The sequence below is a fragment of the Micromonospora carbonacea genome (genome assembly GCF_014205165.1).
In the GTDB taxonomy this organism is placed as follows: domain Bacteria; phylum Actinomycetota; class Actinomycetes; order Mycobacteriales; family Micromonosporaceae; genus Micromonospora; species Micromonospora carbonacea.
In genome coordinates this window covers 5,482,632-5,500,222 of sequence record NZ_JACHMZ010000001.1, presented here as the reverse complement: position 1 = coordinate 5,500,222, position 17,591 = coordinate 5,482,632, and the positions used below count along the sequence as shown (strand labels likewise).

Here is a 17,591-nt window from a genome sequence, read left to right as displayed (position 1 = left end):
GTGGCCGGCAACCGGTTCCGGTACGGCCAGTGGCGCGGCGGCCCCGACCCGCTCGCCCCGCCGTACGACGTGCGGGCCGCCGTCGACTCGGTCGGCGCGGAGGTGCTGGCCGGCGGCAGCCTCCGCGAGGCGCTGCGCGACCTGCTGCGGCGCGGCCCGCAGGGGCGCGGCGGCCTCGACGACCTCGCCGCCCGGGCCCGGCGGCTGCGCCGCGAGGCGCTGCGCCGGGGCGACCTCGACGGGGCGGTGACCCGCGCCCGGGCGCTGCTCGACCAGGCCCTCGCCGCCGAACGGGACGAGCTGCGCGGGCGCGACGACGAGGCGGCCCGCTTCGCCGAGGCGGTGCTCGACAACCTGCCCCGGTCCACCGCCCGCGCCGTGCGGGAGCTGGCGGGCTACGAGTGGGCGAGCGACGAGGCCCGGCAGGCGTACCGGCGGATCCTCGACGGGCTGCGTGGCGACGTGCTGGAGCAGCGCTTCGCCGGCCTGCGCGACGCGGCGCGGGCCGCCGGCGACCCGCAGGTCCAGCGGCAGCTCGCGGAGATGATGCGCGACCTCAACGAGCTGCTGGCCCGGCACGCCCGGTCGGAGGACACCACCGACGCGTTCGCCGAGTTCATGCGCCGCCACGGCGAGTTCTTCCCGGAGCAGCCGAGGGACGTCGACGAGCTGGTCGACGTGCTGGCCCGGCGGGCGGCGGCCGGGGAGCGGCTGATGCGGTCGCTGTCGGACCGGCAGCGCGAGGAGCTGGCCGGGCTGATGCGCGAGTCCCTCGGCGAACGGCTGGCCGGCGAGCTGGCCGCGCTCGACGCGAACCTGCGGGCGCTGCGCCCCGACCTGCACCGGGGCGGCGGCGAGCGGGTGCGCGGCGACCAGCCGCTCGGCTACGGCGAGGCGGCCGGGGCGCTCGCCGAGATCGCCGAGCTGGACGAGTTGCTCGACGCCCTGGACCAGGAGCACCCCGGCGCGACCCTGGACGACGTGGACGTCGAGGCGGTGGCCCGCACGCTGGGCCGCGACGCCGCCGACGACGTGCGCCGGCTGCGGGAGCTGGAGCGGGAGCTGCGCCGGCAGGGCTGGGTGACCCGGGACGCCGACGGCTTGACGCTCAGCCCGAAGGCGCTGCGCCGGCTCGCCGGCACCGCGCTGCGCCAGGTCTTCGCCGACCTGACGGCCGGGCCGCGTGGCCAGCACGACCTGCGTACGGCGGGCGCGGCCGGCGAGGTCAGCGGGGCGTCACGGCAGTGGGAGTACGGCGACGAGCAGCCGATCGACGTGGTGCGCACCCTGCACCGGGCGGTCCGCCGGGCGGGGCCGTCGGTGCCGGTCCAGCTCGCCGCCGAGGACTTCGAGGTGGCGGAGACCGAACGCCGGGCCTCGGCGGCGGTGGCGCTGTGCGTGGACCTGTCGTACTCGATGATCTCGCAGGGGCGGTGGGGGCCGATGAAGCAGACGGCCCTGGCCCTGTCCCACCTGATGGCGACCAGGTTCCCCCAGGACGCCCTCCAGATCATCGGGTTCGGCCGGCAGGCCGCGCCGCTGACCCAGGCGGAGCTGGCGGCCGTCGAACCGGACCTGGAGCAGGGCACCAACCTCCAGCACGCGCTGCGGCTGGCGGGGCGGCACCTGCGCCGGCACCCGGGCGCGGAGCCGGTGGTCCTCGTGGTCACCGACGGCGAGCCCACCGCCCACCTCGACCCCGAGGACGGCGAGGCGTACTTCCACTGGCCGCCGCTGCCGGAGACGGTCGCGGCGACGATCCGGGAGGTGGACCGGCTGACCCGGGCCGGCGCGATGCTCAACCTGTTCATGCTCGGCGAGGATCCCGGCCTGCGCCGCTTCGTCGACGCGGTGGCCCGCCGGTCCCGGGGCCGGATGTTCACCCCCGACCTCGGCGACCTCGGCGAGTACGTGGTCAGCGACTACCTGCGCGCCCGCCGGGGCCGCCGCTGAACGCCCGCCGGCGGCCCGGTCCCGTCCGGGTGACCCGGGCGCGGTAGCGCCGCCCGGCCGGGCCGGCGCCGGGGTTGACTGGGACGGTGGGCAGCGAGGTTCTGCGGCGGGCGTACGACGAGGTGCTCGCCGAGGTGGCGGCCGGCGGATTCGGGCCGCCCGGCGACGGGGAGCTGAGCGCCGAGCAGATCGTGGCGCACCTGGTGGCCAGCGACGAGCTGATGATCGAGGCGACCGAGGCGGTGCTCGCCGGCTCCCCGGTCGCGTACTACGACCTGGACGCCATCCACCGCCCGCAGCTCGACGCCCTCGTCGCCGAGTACGCCGGCCCCGAGGCGCCCGGCCCCGGCCCGCCGACGTCGGGCGGCTCGGCGGTGCCGGGCGGGTCGGCGGCGCTGGGCGGGCTGGCCGGCCGGCTGCGGGAGACCAGCCGGCGGCTCTGCGCGCTCGTCGACCGGCTGGGTCCGGCGGCGCAGACGCCGGTCGAGACCAGGCTGCACGAGGACGTCGACCTGCGGGTCGACGAGACGCTGCCCTGGGCCCGCACCCTCGACCTGCACGCCCGGGTCCACCTGCCGAAGCACCTGGCCCAGCTGCGGGCCCTACGCCCGCAGTTCCACGCCCACCGCGCCTGACCCGGCGACGGCGACGGTGGCCAGGCCGCCGGTGGTGCGGTGGCCAGGTGGGCCGGCGGGCGGGGCCGAGAGGGAACCAGAGGGCCGGTCAGGCGCGGGCCCGGAAGGCCCTGCGGTACGCCGACGGGGAGACGCCGACCCGTCCGTGCAGTCGCTGCCGCAGCGCGGTGGCGGTGCCGAAGCCGGACCGGCGGGCCACCTGCTCGACGCTGAGGTCCGTCGTCTCCAGCAGCAGCCGGGCGTGGTCGGTGCGCTGCTGGAGCAGCCACTGGGCCGGGCTGAGCCCGGTCTCCGAGCGGAAGTGCCGGGTGAAGGTGCGCACGCTCATCCGGGCGTGCCCGGCCAGGTCGCGCAGGGCCACCGGCTCGTGCAGCCGCTGCCGGGCCCACTCTCGGGTGGCGGCGGTGCCGTGGGCCGGGTCCCGGGGCACCGGGCGCTCGATGTACTGGGCCTGCCCGCCGTCGCGCCACGGCGGCACCACGCAGCGCCGGGCCGCCCGGTTCGCCACGTCGCTGCCGTGGTCGGTGCGTACGACGTGCAGGCAGAGGTCGATCCCGGCGGCTACCCCGGCGGAGGTGAGCACGTCTCCGGAGTCGATGAAGAGCACCTCCGGGTCCAGTTCGATCGCGGGGTGCAGCCGGCGGAACAGGCCCGCGTACGCCCAGTGGGTGGTGGCCCGCCGGCCGTGGAGCAGGCCGGCGGCGGCGAGCACGAACGCGCCCGTGCAGATCGACATGACGCGGGCGCCCCGGGCGTGGGCGTCGCGCAGCGCCGCCGCGACGGCCGGCTCCACCGTGCCCTCGGTCATCGGCCCGCCGCCGTGCACCCCGGGCACGACCACCGTGTCGGCGGCGGCGACCAGCTCCAACCCGTGGTCGGGCAGCACCTGGAAGCCGGCGGTGCTGCGGACCGGGCGACCACCGGCCGTGCAGGTGTCCACCGCGTAGAGGGGGCCGCCGTCGGGGGTGCGGGCCGCGCCGAGGACCTGGGCGGGGGTGCCGAGGTCGAGGCCGACCACCCGGTCCACGGCGAGCACCGCGACCCGGTGCGGGACGAACGTCATGGCCCGATTATTGCGCACCATGGCGTTCCGGCCACTCGTCGCGGGGCGGCGGCGGCCCGAGACTCGGTGCGTGACCCGCATCCGTCGTCTCCACCCTGCCTGGGCCGTGGCGGCCGTCGCCTTCGTCGCGCTGGTCGGCGCGGCCGGCTTCCGCGCCACCCCGTCGGTGCTGCTGCACCCGCTGCACGCCGAGTTCGGCTGGCCGCTGGCCACCGTCTCCGCCGCCGTCTCGGTCAACCTGCTGCTCTACGGGCTCACCGCACCCTTCGCCGCCGCCCTGATGGACCGTTTCGGCATCCGTCGGGTGGTGACCGCCGCCCTGGTGCTGGTCGCCCTCGGCAGCGGGCTGACGGTCTTCATGACGGCGAGCTGGCAGCTCGTCCTCTGCTGGGGCGTGCTGGTCGGGCTGGGCACCGGGTCGATGGCGCTGGCCTTCGTGGCGACCGTCACCGGGCGCTGGTTCGTGGCGCGGCGGGGCCTGGTGACCGGGGTGCTGACCGCCGGCGGGGCCGCCGGCCAGCTCGTCTTCCTCCCGCTGGTCGCGGTGCTCGTGCGCGACCACGGCTGGCGCGCGGCGGCGCTCGTCGTGGCCGGGGCCGCGCTGGCGGTCGTACCCCTGGTGGGATGGCTGCTGCGGGAGCACCCGGCGGATCTCGGCGTGCCCGCCTACGGCGCGACGGAGGTGGTCGCGCCCGCGCCGCCGGCCGGCGGGGCCGGGGCGCGGGCCGTGTCCGTGCTGGCCGCCGCCGCGCGGACCCGGCCGTTCTGGCTGCTGGCCGGCGGCTTCGCGATCTGCGGCGCGACCACCAACGGGCTGGTCGGCACCCACTTCGTGCCGGCGGCGCACGACCACGGCATGGCCGAGACCACCGCCGCCGGGCTGCTCGCCCTGGTCGGGCTCTTCGACATCGTCGGCACGATCGCCTCCGGCTGGCTCACCGACCGGTTCGACGCGCGGCTGCTCCTCGGGGCGTACTACGCGCTGCGCGGCGCGTCGCTGCTGGTGCTGCCGAGCCTCTTCGCGGGCACCGCCGAACCGAGCATGCTGGTCTTCGTCGTGTTCTACGGCCTGGACTGGGTGGCCACCGTGCCGCCGACCGTGGCCCTGTGCCGGGAGTGGTTCGGCGCGTCCGGCGCGGTGGTCTTCGGCTGGGTCTTCGCCGCCCACCAGTTCGGCGCGGCGCTCGCCGCGACCGGGGCGGGGCTGGTCCGCGACCGGCTCGGCGACTACGCCGTCGCCTGGTACGTCGCGGGCGCGCTGTCGATCGGCGCGGCCGGGCTCTCCCTGCTGCTGGGTCGGCGTGGGGCGGCTCAGTCGACGACCGAGACGTCCTTCCAGAAGGCCACCCGGTCGCGGACCATCTCGGCGGCCGGCAGCGGATCCGGGTAGTACCAGACGGCGTCGGCGCTGGTCTGCCCGTCGTGCTCCAGGGAGTAGTAGGAGGCGGTGCCCTTCCACGGGCAGAACGTGTGCGTCCCCGAGTCGCGGAGCACGTCGTCGCGCAGGGCGGCGCGCGGGAAGTAGTGGTTGCCCTCGACCACCACCGTGTCGTCGCTGTCGGCGATCACCAGGTCGTTCCAGACGGCTTTCGGCATACGCCCCACGCTAGCGCGGGCGGACGCGGACCGGGTGCCCGCGCGGGCCTGTGACGTGGTAAAGGCCACCGTGGACGTCCCACCGGAACGATCGTTCGCGCGTACAGTGATCTCATGCGCGCGGGTCGTGTGGATCATGGTGTTGACCACGACGGAGCGGTGGACCTGCTGCGGCGGTCCTACGCCGCGGTGCCTGCCGGCGAGACCGTCCGACTGGCCAAACGCACCTCCAACCTGTTCCGCCCGAGATCCGCCCCGAGCGCCCCCGGCCTGGACGTCAGCGGCCTCGGCGGGGTGATCGACGTCGACCCGGTCACCCGCACCGCCGAGGTGCAGGGCATGTGCACCTACGAGCGGCTGGTCGCCGCGACCCTGCCGCACGGGCTGATGCCGCTGGTGGTGCCGCAGCTGCGCACCATCACCCTGGGCGGCGCGGTCACCGGGCTCGGCATCGAGTCCACCTCGTTCCGCCACGGCCTGCCGCACGAGTCCGTCTTGGAGCTGGACGTCCTCACCGGCGCGGGCGAGATCGTCACCGCCCGGCCCGACGGGGAGCACGCCGACCTCTTCGCGGCCTTCCCCAACTCGCTGGGCAGCCTCGGCTACGCCACCCGGCTGCGCATCGAGCTCGCCCCGGTCCGCACGTACGTGGCCCTGCGCAACGTCCGCTTCACCGACCTCGACGCGCTGACCGCGGCGATCGGCGAGGTGACCGCCACCGGCTCCTGGGCCGGCGAGCCGGTCGACGCGATGGACGGGGTGATGTTCAGCCCCGGCGAGGCGTACCTCGTGCTGGCGACCTTCACCGACGACGCGCCGCAGGTGAGCGACTACACCGGCCAGGGCATCTACTATCGTTCGCTGCCCCGGCGCACCCGCGACTGGCTGACCACCCACGACTACCTGTGGCGCTGGGACACCGACTGGTTCTGGTGCTCGGCGGCGTTCGGCGCGCAGCACCCGGTCGTGCGGAGGCTCTGGCCGGCACGGTTGCGGCGCAGCGACGTCTACCACCGGCTCGTCCGGCTGGAACACCGGCACCAGGTGGCGGCCCGCATCGACCGGCTGCGCGGCCAGCCGGCCCGCGAGCGGGTGGTGCAGGACGTGGAGATCCCCCTGGAGGGCACCGCCGGCTTCCTGCGCTGGTTCGCCCGCGAGGTGCGGATGTCCCCGGTCTGGCTCTGCCCGCTGCGGCTGCGCGAGCCCGCCGGCCCCGGCTCCGCGCGGGCCTGGCCGCTATATCCGCTGCGGCCCGGCCAGAACTACGTCAACATCGGCTTCTGGGGGACCGTGCCGATCACCGGGGGCGCCGCCGACGGCGACGTCAACCGGCTGGTCGAGCGCGCGGTGTCCGACGCGGGCGGCCACAAGTCGCTCTACTCGGACGCGTACTACGACCGCGAGGCGTTCGACCGGCTCTACGGCGGGGACACCTGGCGCGCGGTGAAGGACCGTTACGACCCGGACCACCGGCTCACCGGACTTTACGAGAAGGCGGTAGCGCGAAAATGAGCCTGATTGACCGAGAACAGGGGGCGGCCGACGTCCCGTCCGTCCCGCCGGCCGGGGGCCGGCGCGCGACCCCGACCGTGGCCGACGTGGTCCGTGCCGTCACGGCCGGGGCCCTGCCGGTCCGGATCACGGGGTACGACGGCAGCGCCGTCGGCCCGGCCGACGCCGACATCACCCTGGCCGTCCGCTCCGAGCGGGGCCTGTCCTACCTGCTGACCGCCCCGGGCGACCTGGGCATGGCGCGGGCCTACGTCAGCGGCGACCTGGAGCTGGGCGGCGTGCACCCCGGCGACCCGTACGAGGCGCTGCGGGTGCTCAAGGACGAGCTGAAGTTGCGCGCGCCGTCGCTGGCCGAGGGGCTGGCCCTGGTGCGCGGGCTGGGCTGGGAGCGGCTGCTGCCCCCGCCGCCCCCGCCGCAGGAGGCCGCGCCGCGCTGGAAGCGGGTGGTCAACGGGCTGCGGCACTCCCGCGTCCGGGACAGCACCGCCATCTCCCACCACTACGACGTGTCGAACGCCTTCTACGAGCTGGTGCTCGGGCCCTCGATGACGTACACGTGCGCGGTGTACCGCAGCCCCGACGACACGCTGGAGCAGGCCCAGGCGGCGAAGTACGACCTGGTCGCCGGCAAGCTCGGGCTGAAGCCGGGGATGCGGCTGCTCGACGTCGGCTGCGGCTGGGGCGGCATGGTCCGGCACGCGGCCCGGGAATACGGCGTGAAGGCGCTGGGCGTGACCCTGTCCCGGGCGCAGGCGCAGTGGGCGCAGGCGGCCATCGAGCGGGAGGGGCTGTCGGAGCTGGCCGAGGTGCGGCACCTGGACTACCGGGACGCCCCGCGCGAGCAGTTCGACGTGATCTCCTCGATCGGCCTGACCGAGCACATCGGGGTGCGCAACTACCCGGCCTACTTCCGGGCGCTCGGCGGCCGGCTGCGCCCCGGCGGGCGGCTGCTCAACCACTGCATCACCCGGGCCGACAACCGGGCCCCGCACCGCTCCGGCGCGTTCATCGACAGGTACGTCTTCCCCGACGGGGAGCTGGCCGGTCCGGGCCGGCTGATCAGCGAGATCCACGACGCGGGGCTGGAGGTGCACCACGAGGAGAACCTGCGCCAGCACTACGCGCTGACCCTCGCCGGCTGGTGCCGCAACCTGGTCGAGCACTGGGACGAGTGCGTGGCCGAGGTCGGCCAGGGCACCGCCCGGGTGTGGGGGCTCTACATGGCGGGGTCGCGGCTGGCGTTCGAGCGCAACGAGATCCAGCTCCACCAGGTGCTGGCCACCCGCAACGGCCCGCGCGGGGTCAACGGCTACCCGCTGCGGCCGGACTGGTCGGCCTGACCGGCGAGCGCCGACGAGAGGGGACGGCCGCGCGGCCGTCCCCCCTCGTGGATCTGCCGCGCGTGGACGGATCCTGAGGTATCGGCAGGTGCAGAAGCGGGCGAGAGTGGGTACTGCGGGGCGATGTTCTTCATATTCGGGCTCCGCACCAAGGTCGACCGGTCGGGCGTGACGCAGCAGGTGTGCCGAAACTGCGGCAACCACGCCGCCCAGGTGATCAGTCGCCGGTCGACGAAGTTCACCCTCTTCTTCGTCCCGCTGATCCCGATCCGCACCCGCCACGTCCAGCAGTGCACCTTCTGCGGCGCCCAGTACGACATCTCCGCCGCCGAGGCCGCGCGCCTCCCGGTCGGCTGATCCGCCGATGGCCCGTTTCCTCTGCTGGCTGATCGGCTGCCGTCCCCTGACCGGCGGCCACCCCGTGACCGAGCCGGGGCTCGTGACCGACCTCCGGCCCGGGACCGTGCCCGGGGCCCCCGTGCCGGAGGTGCCCGCTCCCACCGCCTCCCGTCCGCCCTGCACCCCGGGTCGCCGGCCCCGCCGCCGCGCCCGCCGCCCGCTGGCCGGCACCGCCCTGCCCCGCTCGCCCTGGAACCGCTCCGCCGACCGCTGACCCCTGACCGGGCCGCCGACCGCTGATCCGACCGGCAACCGCCGCCGGTTGACCGCTGGCCGCCGCCTGCCCGACGACGGCCCGGGCAGCCCTCGCCCGCCCGCCCGCGTACCGCCCAGCCCGACCGCCTCCGGCCTGCGGCGATGCGCTGTGATCTCCGCCCCGAACCCGGTGCCGCCCCGCCCGCGCCACCTAGGCTGGGGCCGCCGCGAAGAACGGGGAGAAGCGTGCGCAACCATCCGGCCGTCGTGCTGGTCGCCGTCCTGCTGTCCACCATGTCGTTGCCGATCTCGCTGACCGGCGCGTCGGTCGCGTTGCCCGACATCGGCCGCGACCTCGACGCCGGGCTGGCCGGCGTGCAGTGGGTGGTGAACGGCTACAACGCCACCTTCGCCAGCTTCATGCTCGCCACCGGCGCGCTCGCCGACCTGCTCGGCCGCCGCCGCGTCTACGCCACCGGCCTGGCGGTCTTCGCCGTCGCCGGGCTGGCCGGCGCGTTCGTCGACGACATCGTGCTGCTCAACGCGGCCCGGGTGCTCGCCGGCATCGGCGCGGCCGCCGCCGCGACCAGCGCCGCCGCCCTGCTGGCCGGCGCGTTCCAGGGGGCGGGGCAGGCCCGCGCGTTCAGCCTGTTCGGCACGGCCATCGGCGCGGGCCTCGCGTTCGGCCCGTCGATCGCGGGGCTGCTGATCGAGGCGTTCGGCTGGCGGGCCGTGTTCGTCGTCCCCGCGCTTGTCGCCTGCGCGGTCCTCGGCCTCGTGCCGCTGCTGCCGGAGTCCCGCCAGCCGCACGCCGGGCGGGTCGACTGGCCCGGCACCGTGTCGTTCACGGCCGCGCTGCTGCTGCTCATCTTCGGCTTCGTGCAGGGCCCCGAGTTCGGCTGGTCCGCCCCGGTGATCGTGGCGGCCTTCGGCGCGGCGGTCGCCCTGCTGGTGCTCTTCGTGCGGGTGGAGCGCCGCCGCGCCGCGCCGATGTTCGACCTGGCCCTGCTGGCGAACCCCCGCTTCGTCGGCGTCTGCCTGGCGGCGGCCACGATCGTCGCGGTGCTGGTGCCGCTGCTGGTCTACCTGCCGTCCTACCTGACCACCGTCGTCGGGCTGAGCCCCGGGGCGGCCGGCGGCACGCTGATCCTGCTCACCGCGCCGACCCTGGCGCTGCCCCTGCTCAGCGGCGCGCTGACCCGGCTGGTGCCGGCCCCGGCGGTCATCGTGTGCTCCGTGGCGCTGGTCGCGGTCGGGGCGGCCTGGGCCACCGTCATCGCCCCGGGCAGCGGCACCGCGTCGCTGGCCGGGCCGCTGCTGACGATCGGCGTGGGCATCGGCCTGTCGATCGGGCTGCTGGACGCGATCGCGATCGGCAGCGTCGAGCCGGGGCGGGCGGCCACCGGCGCCGGAATGATCAACACCGCCCGGCTGGCCAGCGAGACGATCGCCATCGCGGTGGTCGGGGCGGTGCTGGCCAGCACCACCGCCGGCCGGCTCGCCGACCCGGGCTTCACCTCGGGGCTGCGTACGGTGCTCTGGGCGATGGCCGGGGCGGCGCTGGCCGCCACGGTCGCGGTGGCCGTGCTGGTCCGTCGCGGCGCGGCCCGCGCCGAACGCGCGCGGACCGCCTAAGGTGGCGTGTCGTGACGAGCACCGCGCGGCGACTGGCCGAGATCCGGGGCGGCGGGCCGCCGCGCCGGCACAACGCCCGGACGATCGCCGCGCTGACCGGCAACCCCGGCTGTGACCGCCGGGCCGTGCTGGACAGCGCGGGGGCCGACAAGCCGGGGCTGGCGGAGCGGGTCGGGTTCCCGGCCCGGTTCGGGCAGTCCCGCTTCGCGATCACCCGGGGCAACGCGTTCGAGGCGCAGGTCAAGGCCGACGGCGGGGCCGAGCTGCTGCGGCTGGTCGCCGAGCGGCTCGGCGTGGACCCGACCGGCCCGGCCACCTGGACCGACCTGGGCGCGGAGGACCACGGCGAGCGGCCCGACGCCGCCGGCCAGCCCGGCCGGGCCGCGCGGTCCCGCGCCGCGCTGGCCGCCGCCGCGCCGGCCGGCGTCGACGACCCGGCGGCCCTGTTCGACCACCCGCTGCTCGGCCTCGACGTCGCCGGCCAGCGGGTGCACCTGGAACCGGACCTGGTGGCGGCCCGTCTCGCCGGCCGGTTCCACGTCGTGGAGATCAAGTCGTTTCCGGTGATCGACGGGCAGGCCGACCCGGGCAAGGTGGCCGCCGCCGCGATCCAGTCCGCCGTCTACGTGCTCGCGCTGCGCGAGCTGCTCGCCGCCGAGGGGCACGACGCGGGGCTGGTCTCCTCCGACGTGGTGCTCGTCTGCCCGCGCGACTTCGCCAACCGGCCCGTCGCCAGCCTGGTCGACGTGCGCAAGCAACTGCTGGTGCTGCGCCGCCAGCTCGACCGGATGGCCCGCGTCGACGACCTGTTGGCCCGGCTGCCCGCCGACTTCACCGCCGACCCGTCGACCGACCCGGAGCGGCTGCGCCGGTCGCTGGCGTCGGTGCCGGCCCGCTACGCCCCCGACTGCCTCGCGGCCTGCGAGCTGGCGTACTTCTGCCGCGCCGAGACCCGCGCCGAGACGGCCGCGCTGGGCCGGCCCGTCCGCGAGGCGCTCGGCGGGGTCGCGACGGTGGCCGAGGTCCTCGCGCTGGCCGCCGGCTCCGACCCCGGCGCGCCCGAGCAGGCGGAGGCCGCCGCGCTGCTGCGGGCCGCGGCCCGGCTGCGCGCCGACGCCCTGGCCGGTCAGCCCGCATGAGTACGCTGCGCGCGCTCGCGAAGGCCCAGGCGCTCGCGGCCGGGGTGGCGCAGCCGGTGGCCACCGTCCGGCACCTGCACCTGTCGGACCGGCCGCTGGTGCTGGTGCCGCTGACGATGGCGGGCGAGGCGAACGCCCCCCTCGCGGCGCTGGTCGGCGACGCCCCCGACGCGGCGCGGCTGCTGATCGTGCCGCAGCCGCGCAACCGCGACCAGCGGTTCGCGTTCGCCGCCGAGCTGGCCGGGATCGTGCTGCCCTACCTGGACTCGTTCCGGGGCGACACGGAGGCGGTCGCGGTCGACCGGGGGCGGGACGTGCGGCACCGGTACGTCGACGCGCCGCAGCTCGTCGTGCCGAACCCGGCCGGGGTGACGTTCCTGCGGCTGTTCGGCCGTTCCACCCGGTTCCGCCGCACCGACGGCGACTATCCGGTGCACCCCGCCGTGCCGCTGCTCGGGCGCTGGCTGACGTTCTTCGCCGAGCGCGCCGAGCACCCCGGCTCGTCGGCGCTGCTGGCGCTGACCGACGCGCTGACCCTGCACTGGGCCACCGGGCAGAGCGCGGTGGAGGACCAGCACCTGCCGGCGGTGCTGGGCTGGCTCGACCCGCCGCCGGGGCTCACCGGCGCGCAGGCGGCGGCCCGCGCCGAGGACCCGGCGCGCTGCCCGCCCGCCGGCCCGGCCACCGACCCGGAGTTCGACAACCGGGTGCTCGCCCCGGCCATCGCCGCCTACGCCGACGCGGCCGACGACGAGGCGGCGCGGCGGGCCGCGTACGCGGAGCTGGAGCTGGCGTTGCGCGGCCAGCTCGCGCCCACCTGGGAGCTGGTGTGGCGCGGCCTGGGGCTGCTCGCCGCCCTGCCGCCGGGGGCGCGGGTGGCGGGGCGCTGGGCCGGCGACCGGGACGCCTTCACCGGCCACGCGGAGCACGTCGACGCCGGCGGCGGGCCGCAGCCGCGCCGCGACGGTGCGGTGGCGGCGGCCGTGCGGCTGCACCGGCTGGAGCGGGCCGCGGCCTCGTACGCGGTGCAGCGCGCCTACGACGACCCGCTGGTGATGGCCGAGCACCGGCTCACCGGGGAGGCGTTCGTCGGGGACGTGACGCTCGCCGACCCGGCGCGGGTCGACGACACCGGCAAGCGCCCGGTGCTGCGCCCCCGCATCCAGGTGGTCACCACCGAGCCGGTGGCGGTGCCGGTCGGCGCGACGCTCCACTCGCCGGCCCGGCCCGGACAGAAGGCGCGGGTGGTCTTCCTGACCCCGGCGGCCGACGGCAAGACCGAGGTGGTGCTGGAGCTCTCCGGCGGGATGGGCCGGGGGCTGACCGCCCCGCCGGGCTCGGTGCCGGAGGTGGGGGAGCGGCTCTGCCTCACCACCCTGTCGGACGGCTTCCTGCCGGCGGGGTCGTTCCCCGCCCCGGAGGAGACCCCGTGGACGCACGGCGGCCCGCCGGCCGCCCCCGTCGTCTCCGCTCCCGCCCCCGGCCCGCTGGCCGGGCCGGCGGACGGCGACCCGGCGGAGGAGTGGGCCTGAGCCGTCGCTCCGATCCGGGGCACGCCACCGTCCTCTGTGCACCGGCCTGGCGGCCCGCCCGGCGGCTGGCTACGCTTTCGTGGTTCGCCGTCAATCACCGGTCCTCGCCGTCGAGGGTGCGCGCAGGAGAGAGAGCCGGACGACACTGTGCTGCCCCACGACGCACGTCCCGCCTGCGCGGCTCCCGCCCGGGCGGTTCGGCCCGGCCGGGTCGGCCTCGCCGTGGCCGCGGCGATCCTGCTCGTCGAGCTGACCTGGCTGATCGCCGCCCTGCCCGGCGCGGCCCTGGCCAGCGACCTCACCGCGATCGCCGTGGCGGGCTGGGCCGCGCACGCCTGCGTCCGGGCCGCCCGCCGGCACCCGGCGTCGCTGCGCCGCTTCTGGCTGCTGCTCGCGGTCACCATGGGCCTCGCCGCCCTCGGCCGCACGGTGTGGACGGTGCAGCGGCTCGGCGACGACGCCCTGCCCCACACGATGCTCATCGGCGTGCTGTTCACCCTCGGCATCGGCACCGGCACCGCCGCGCTGCTCTGCTGCGCCGCCGCGCCCCGCAACGCCGTCGGCCGGGCCCGCACCGTGCTCGACGGCGTGATCGTCGGGCTCGCCCTCATCCCGATCGGCTGGGTGGTGGTGTTCCGGGACGTCGCCGACGCCGACCTGGCCGACCCGCTGCGCACCTTCGGGCTGCTCTATCCGATGCTCGACCTGATGCAGCTCACCGTCCTCGTCGCGGTGGCCGGCACGACCCGCCCGATGTGGCGGCCGCTCGCCGCGATCGGGGCGAGCCTGGGCACCCGGGCGCTCGCCGACGCCGCGTACGTCTCCCTGTTCGCCCACGGCAGCTACGCCCCCGGCCATCCGATCGACGTGTGCTGGCCGCTGAGCTACCTGCTGATCGGCGTCGCCGCCCACTACCCGCCGCCGCCGGCCTGGGACCCCTCCGAGGAGGCCGCCGAGCAGCCGCTGCCGCCGTGGTGGCGCGTCGCCCTGCCGTACCTGCCGGTGGGTGGCGCGATCGTGGCGGTGGTGCTGGCCCGCCAGCCCACCGGGCAGACCCCGCACCTGGTCTTCGTCGGCATGATGGCCCTGCTCGGGGTGCTCGCGCTGCGGCAGGGGCTGGCCGCCAACGAGAACCTGCGGCTCGTCGCCCGGCTGCGCCGGCTCGCCTACACCGACCAGCTCACCGGCCTGCCGAACCGGTTGACCTTCACCCGCCGGCTGCGCCGGGCGCTGCGCGACGGGCCCCCGGTCGCCGTCCTGCTGCTCGACCTCGACGGCTTCAAGCAGGTCAACGACCGGTTCGGGCACGTCACCGGCGACGACCTGCTGACCAGCATCGCCGGCCGGATGAAGGCGGCCGTGGCCGGCGACGGCACCGTCGCCCGGCTCGGCGGCGACGAGTTCGCCGTCCTCGTCGACGGCGACCGGCAGGTCCGCCCGGAGCACCTGGCCGAACGGCTGCTCGACGCCCTGCAACCCTCGCCCGGCGAGGAGGAGGCCGGCGTGCACCCCTCGGCCAGCATCGGCATCGCCGAGTACGGCCCGCAGCACGCCTCCCACACCGACCTGCTCCGCGACGCCGACATCGCCATGTACGCGGCCAAGGCGGCCGGAAAGTCCGCGTACCGCACGTGCACGGCCGCGCTGCGGGAGGCGGCGGTGGGCCGCGCCGAGCTGATCGCCGACCTGCGCCGCGCCGTCGACGAGGAACAGCTGCACCTGGAATACCAGCCGATCGTCGACCTGGCCACCGGCGAGGTGCGCAGCGCGGAGGCGCTGGTGCGCTGGCGGCACCCCCGGCTGGGGCTGCTCACCCCCGCCCGGTTCCTGCCGCTGGCCGAGGAGACCGGGCTGATCCTGCCGATCGACCGCTGGGTGATCCACGAGGCGTGCCGGGCCGCCGCCACCTGGCGGGACCGCAACCCGGACGCCACCGTCGCGGTCAACATCGCCGCCGCGCACCTGCGGCGGCCCGACCTCATCGCCACCGTCACCTCGGCCACCGCCGGCGCCGGCCTCGCCCCCCGCGCGCTCACCCTGGAGCTGACCGAGTCGGCCCTGATCGAGGGCAGCGACGCGGTGCTGGACCGGCTGCGCCAGCTCCGCGAGCTGGGCATCCGCATCGCCATCGACGACTTCGGCACCGGCTACTCGTCGCTGAGCTACCTGCACCGCATCCCCGCCACCGAGCTGAAGATCGACCGGTCGTTCGTGGCCCGGCTCGGCGAGGACTCCCGCGCGTACGCCACGGTGGAGATGGTGACCCGGCTCGCCGACGCGTTCGACCTGACCGTGGTGGCCGAAGGGGTGGAGACCGACCGGCAGCACGAGGCGGTCACCGCGATCGGCTGCGTGCACGGCCAGGGTTGGCGGTACGGCCGCCCCACCGGCCTCGCCGGCCTGCGGGCCGCCCTCACCCCGGCGGCCCGCAACTGAGCCTGACCCGGGCCTGACCCGAGCTGACCCGAGCTGACCCGGGCCTGACCCCGTCTGGCATCCGCTCGGCGATCGCTTCGGCCGTCGTCCGGCGTGTGCCGTCGTCCGGCGTGTGCCGTCGTCCGGCGTGTGCCGTCGTCCGGCGCGTGCCGGCGGCCGGTCGATGGCGGCCCGGCCTCGTTCCCTCGGCCCGCGCGCTTCTTTTCTTCCTCCCCCTCCGGCTCCGTCCCCTATGGTGCTTTCGGGCCCCTAGCGAGCTGAGTCATCTACGACATCACGGCATGGACGAACGGCCTCCCGAGCCCGGCACCCGGCGCTCCCGAGCGTGCGGGACTCGGCGCTCCCGATTACCCGGCACCCGGCATCCGGCATCCGGCATTCGGCCCTTCCGAGCGCCCGGTACCCGGCTCCCGGGTCCGCTCCCCGGCGCTTCCGGGCGCTTTCCGGGGTGCCCCGAGGCGCTCCCGGCCGGCGATCCGTCCGGGTACCCCGCTCTGAGTCATCCACGACATCAGCTCCCTAGGGCGCGCGACGACCATCCCGCCCCCGGCCCGGCACCGGCGGGCAGGCCCGCCGTCCGTAGGCCCGCCGTCCGCAGGTCACAACAGCAGGTCGAGCAGCAGCACGCCCGCGAAGCCGACCACCGAGATGATCGTCTCCAGCACCGACCAGCTCTTGATGGTCTGCCCGACGGTCAGCCCGAAGTACTCCTTCACCAGCCAGAAGCCGGCGTCGTTCACGTGCGAGAAGAACAGCGACCCGCAGCCGATCGCCAGGGCCAGCAGGGCGACCCCTGGCCGGTCCATCGTCGCGGCGAGCGGGGCGACGATGCCCGCGGCGGTGATCGTGGCCACCGTCGCCGAGCCCGTCGCGACCCGGATGCCGACGGCGACCAGCCAGCCCAGCAGCAGCGGCGACAGGCTGGCGTCCTTCGCGGCGTCGGCGACCAGGTTGCCCACCCCGGCGTCCACCAGCACCTGCTTGAACCCGCCGCCGGCCGCGACGATCAGCAGGATGCCCGCGATCGGCGGCAGCGATCCGCCGAGCACCGACGAGACCTGTTTACGACTGAATCCGGCCTGGAAGCCGAGGGTGAACATGGCCACGATCACCCCGGCCAGCAGCGCCACCATCGGGGTGCCGACGATGTCGAGGACCCGGCGGCCCGGCGTGTCCTCGGCCAGGGCCAGTTCGCCGATGGCGCGCAGCAGCATCAGCACCACCGGCAGCAGCACCGTGATCACCGCCGGCCAGAACTTCGGGGCCCGCCGGGCGGTCTCGGTGCCGGAGTCGTCCACCGGCGCACCGGGCCGGCCGGTGCCCGGGTTGACCAGGTCGTCCTCGGTGAGCAGCTCGCCGTCCACATCGGCCTGCCGCCGCCCGGCCGCCCCGGGCCCGGCCGCCCCCTGCTCCGCTCCGCCGACGGCGGCCGGCGCGCGGGTCGGCAGGAGCGCCTCGGGGATGGTCGCCGGCACGTACCGGGAGATCATGTTGCCGAAGACCGGCCCGGCGACGATCACCGTCGGGACGGCGATCAGCAGGCCCAGCCCCAGCGTGAGGCCCAGGTCGGCGTCGAGCGACGAGATCGCCACCAGCGGCCCGGGATGCGGCGGCACCAGGCCGTGCAGCACCGACAGCCCGGCCAGCGCCGGGATGCCGACCTTCATCAGCGACATGCCGGTGCGCTTCGCGACCAGCAGCACGATCGGCACCAGCAGCACCACGCCGACCTCGAAGAACAGCGGCAGGCCGATCAGGGCGGCCACCCCGGCCATCGCCCACGGCAGGGCCTGGCCGGAGACCCGGTCGACGATGCGGGTGACGATGCCGTCCGCCCCGCCGGACTCGGCGAGCAGGCCGCCGATCATCGCCCCCAGGGCGATCAGCAGCCCCACCCCGCCGACGGTGGAGCCGACGCCGCCGCTGAACGAGGTGACGATCGCCTCGGCCCCCACCCCGGCGACGACGCCGAGCACGCCCGCGCCGAGGATCAGCGCCAGGAACGGATGCACCTTGCCCCAGGCGATCAGGACCACCACCGCGGCGATGCCCAGCAGGGCCGCGACGATCAGTTGGGCGTCACCGGCGTCGGTGAGGGGTTCCGCCGGTGCGGCGAGGAGTGTGACCACGGGTATCACGACCTTCGGACGGTGTCC

The 17,591-nt window shown here is 76.1% G+C and carries 14 protein-coding genes; 11 read left to right on the top strand and 3 right to left on the bottom strand.

What is annotated here, in order from left to right; translation table 11 throughout:
• Both HDA31_RS23025 and HDA31_RS23020 read left to right on the top strand, forming a co-directional pair.
• Positions 1-1,953, top strand: a complete 1,953-nt coding sequence (locus tag HDA31_RS23025; RefSeq protein WP_074473560.1) for a VWA domain-containing protein — start codon at positions 1-3, stop codon at positions 1,951-1,953.
• A gap of 86 nt (positions 1,954-2,039) precedes the next feature.
• Positions 2,040-2,588 carry a hypothetical protein gene (locus tag HDA31_RS23020; protein ID WP_178063618.1) on the top strand — a complete coding sequence of 183 codons (549 nt, stop codon included), beginning with the start codon at positions 2,040-2,042 and terminating at the stop codon, positions 2,586-2,588.
• An 88-nt stretch (positions 2,589-2,676) separates the two neighbouring features.
• Here the strand turns inward: HDA31_RS23020 and HDA31_RS23015 are convergent, their stop codons facing one another.
• Positions 2,677-3,651 carry a GlxA family transcriptional regulator gene (locus HDA31_RS23015; protein WP_246384448.1) on the bottom strand — a complete coding sequence of 325 codons (975 nt, stop codon included), beginning with the start codon at positions 3,649-3,651 and terminating at the stop codon, positions 2,677-2,679.
• Positions 3,652-3,721: 70 nt separating this feature from the next.
• Here HDA31_RS23015 and HDA31_RS23010 point away from each other — a divergent pair, with 70 nt between their 5' ends.
• Positions 3,722-5,041 (top strand): MFS transporter, encoded by a 1,320-nt coding sequence (locus HDA31_RS23010; RefSeq protein WP_246384449.1) that lies wholly within the window; start codon positions 3,722-3,724, stop codon positions 5,039-5,041.
• On the opposite strand, the gene HDA31_RS23005 is transcribed toward HDA31_RS23010, so the two are convergent.
• Positions 4,963-5,247 carry a DUF427 domain-containing protein gene (locus HDA31_RS23005; protein WP_178063621.1) on the bottom strand — a complete coding sequence of 95 codons (285 nt, stop codon included), beginning with the start codon at positions 5,245-5,247 and terminating at the stop codon, positions 4,963-4,965. The two genes, HDA31_RS23010 and HDA31_RS23005, sit on opposite strands and share 79 nt — an antisense overlap.
• Positions 5,248-5,361: 114 nt before the next feature.
• On the opposite strand from HDA31_RS23005, the gene HDA31_RS23000 reads away from it, so the two are divergent.
• The 8 genes from HDA31_RS23000 to HDA31_RS22965 all read left to right on the top strand — a co-directional run bounded on the left by HDA31_RS23000 (position 5,362) and on the right by HDA31_RS22965 (position 15,435).
• Complete coding sequence (locus tag HDA31_RS23000) at positions 5,362-6,759, top strand: FAD-binding oxidoreductase (protein WP_074473564.1); 1,398 nt, start codon at positions 5,362-5,364, stop codon at positions 6,757-6,759.
• Positions 6,756-8,099 carry a class I SAM-dependent methyltransferase gene (locus HDA31_RS22995; protein WP_178063622.1) on the top strand — a complete coding sequence of 448 codons (1,344 nt, stop codon included), beginning with the start codon at positions 6,756-6,758 and terminating at the stop codon, positions 8,097-8,099. The genes HDA31_RS23000 and HDA31_RS22995 overlap by 4 nt, the downstream gene beginning before the upstream one ends.
• 123 nt (positions 8,100-8,222) lie before the next feature.
• Entirely contained in the window at positions 8,223-8,456 is a 234-nt protein-coding gene (locus tag HDA31_RS22990; RefSeq protein ID WP_074473568.1) for a zinc-ribbon domain-containing protein, read from the top strand.
• Between the two features lie 7 nt (positions 8,457-8,463).
• Positions 8,464-8,712 carry a hypothetical protein gene (locus tag HDA31_RS22985; protein ID WP_178063623.1) on the top strand — a complete coding sequence of 83 codons (249 nt, stop codon included), beginning with the start codon at positions 8,464-8,466 and terminating at the stop codon, positions 8,710-8,712.
• 275 nt (positions 8,713-8,987) lie between these two features.
• Positions 8,988-10,328, top strand: coding sequence for an MFS transporter (locus HDA31_RS22980; RefSeq protein ID WP_260422514.1), 1,341 nt, complete (start codon positions 8,988-8,990; stop codon positions 10,326-10,328).
• 11 nt (positions 10,329-10,339) lie between these two features.
• On the top strand, positions 10,340-11,467 hold the full coding sequence (locus HDA31_RS22975) for a hypothetical protein (protein WP_178063625.1): 1,128 nt from the start codon (positions 10,340-10,342) through the stop codon (positions 11,465-11,467).
• Positions 11,464-12,999 (top strand): hypothetical protein, encoded by a 1,536-nt coding sequence (locus HDA31_RS22970; protein ID WP_178063626.1) that lies wholly within the window; start codon positions 11,464-11,466, stop codon positions 12,997-12,999. Before HDA31_RS22975 ends, HDA31_RS22970 begins: the two co-directional genes overlap by 4 nt.
• 222 nt (positions 13,000-13,221) lie before the next feature.
• Positions 13,222-15,435, top strand: coding sequence for a putative bifunctional diguanylate cyclase/phosphodiesterase (locus HDA31_RS22965; RefSeq protein ID WP_246384450.1), 2,214 nt, complete (start codon positions 13,222-13,224; stop codon positions 15,433-15,435).
• A 599-nt stretch (positions 15,436-16,034) separates the two neighbouring features.
• Here HDA31_RS22965 and HDA31_RS22960 read toward each other — a convergent pair.
• A complete protein-coding gene (locus tag HDA31_RS22960) occupies positions 16,035-17,564 on the bottom strand; it encodes a GntT/GntP/DsdX family permease (RefSeq protein WP_178063627.1) in 1,530 nt (509 codons plus the stop codon).
• Between the last annotated feature and the right edge of the window lie 27 nt (positions 17,565-17,591).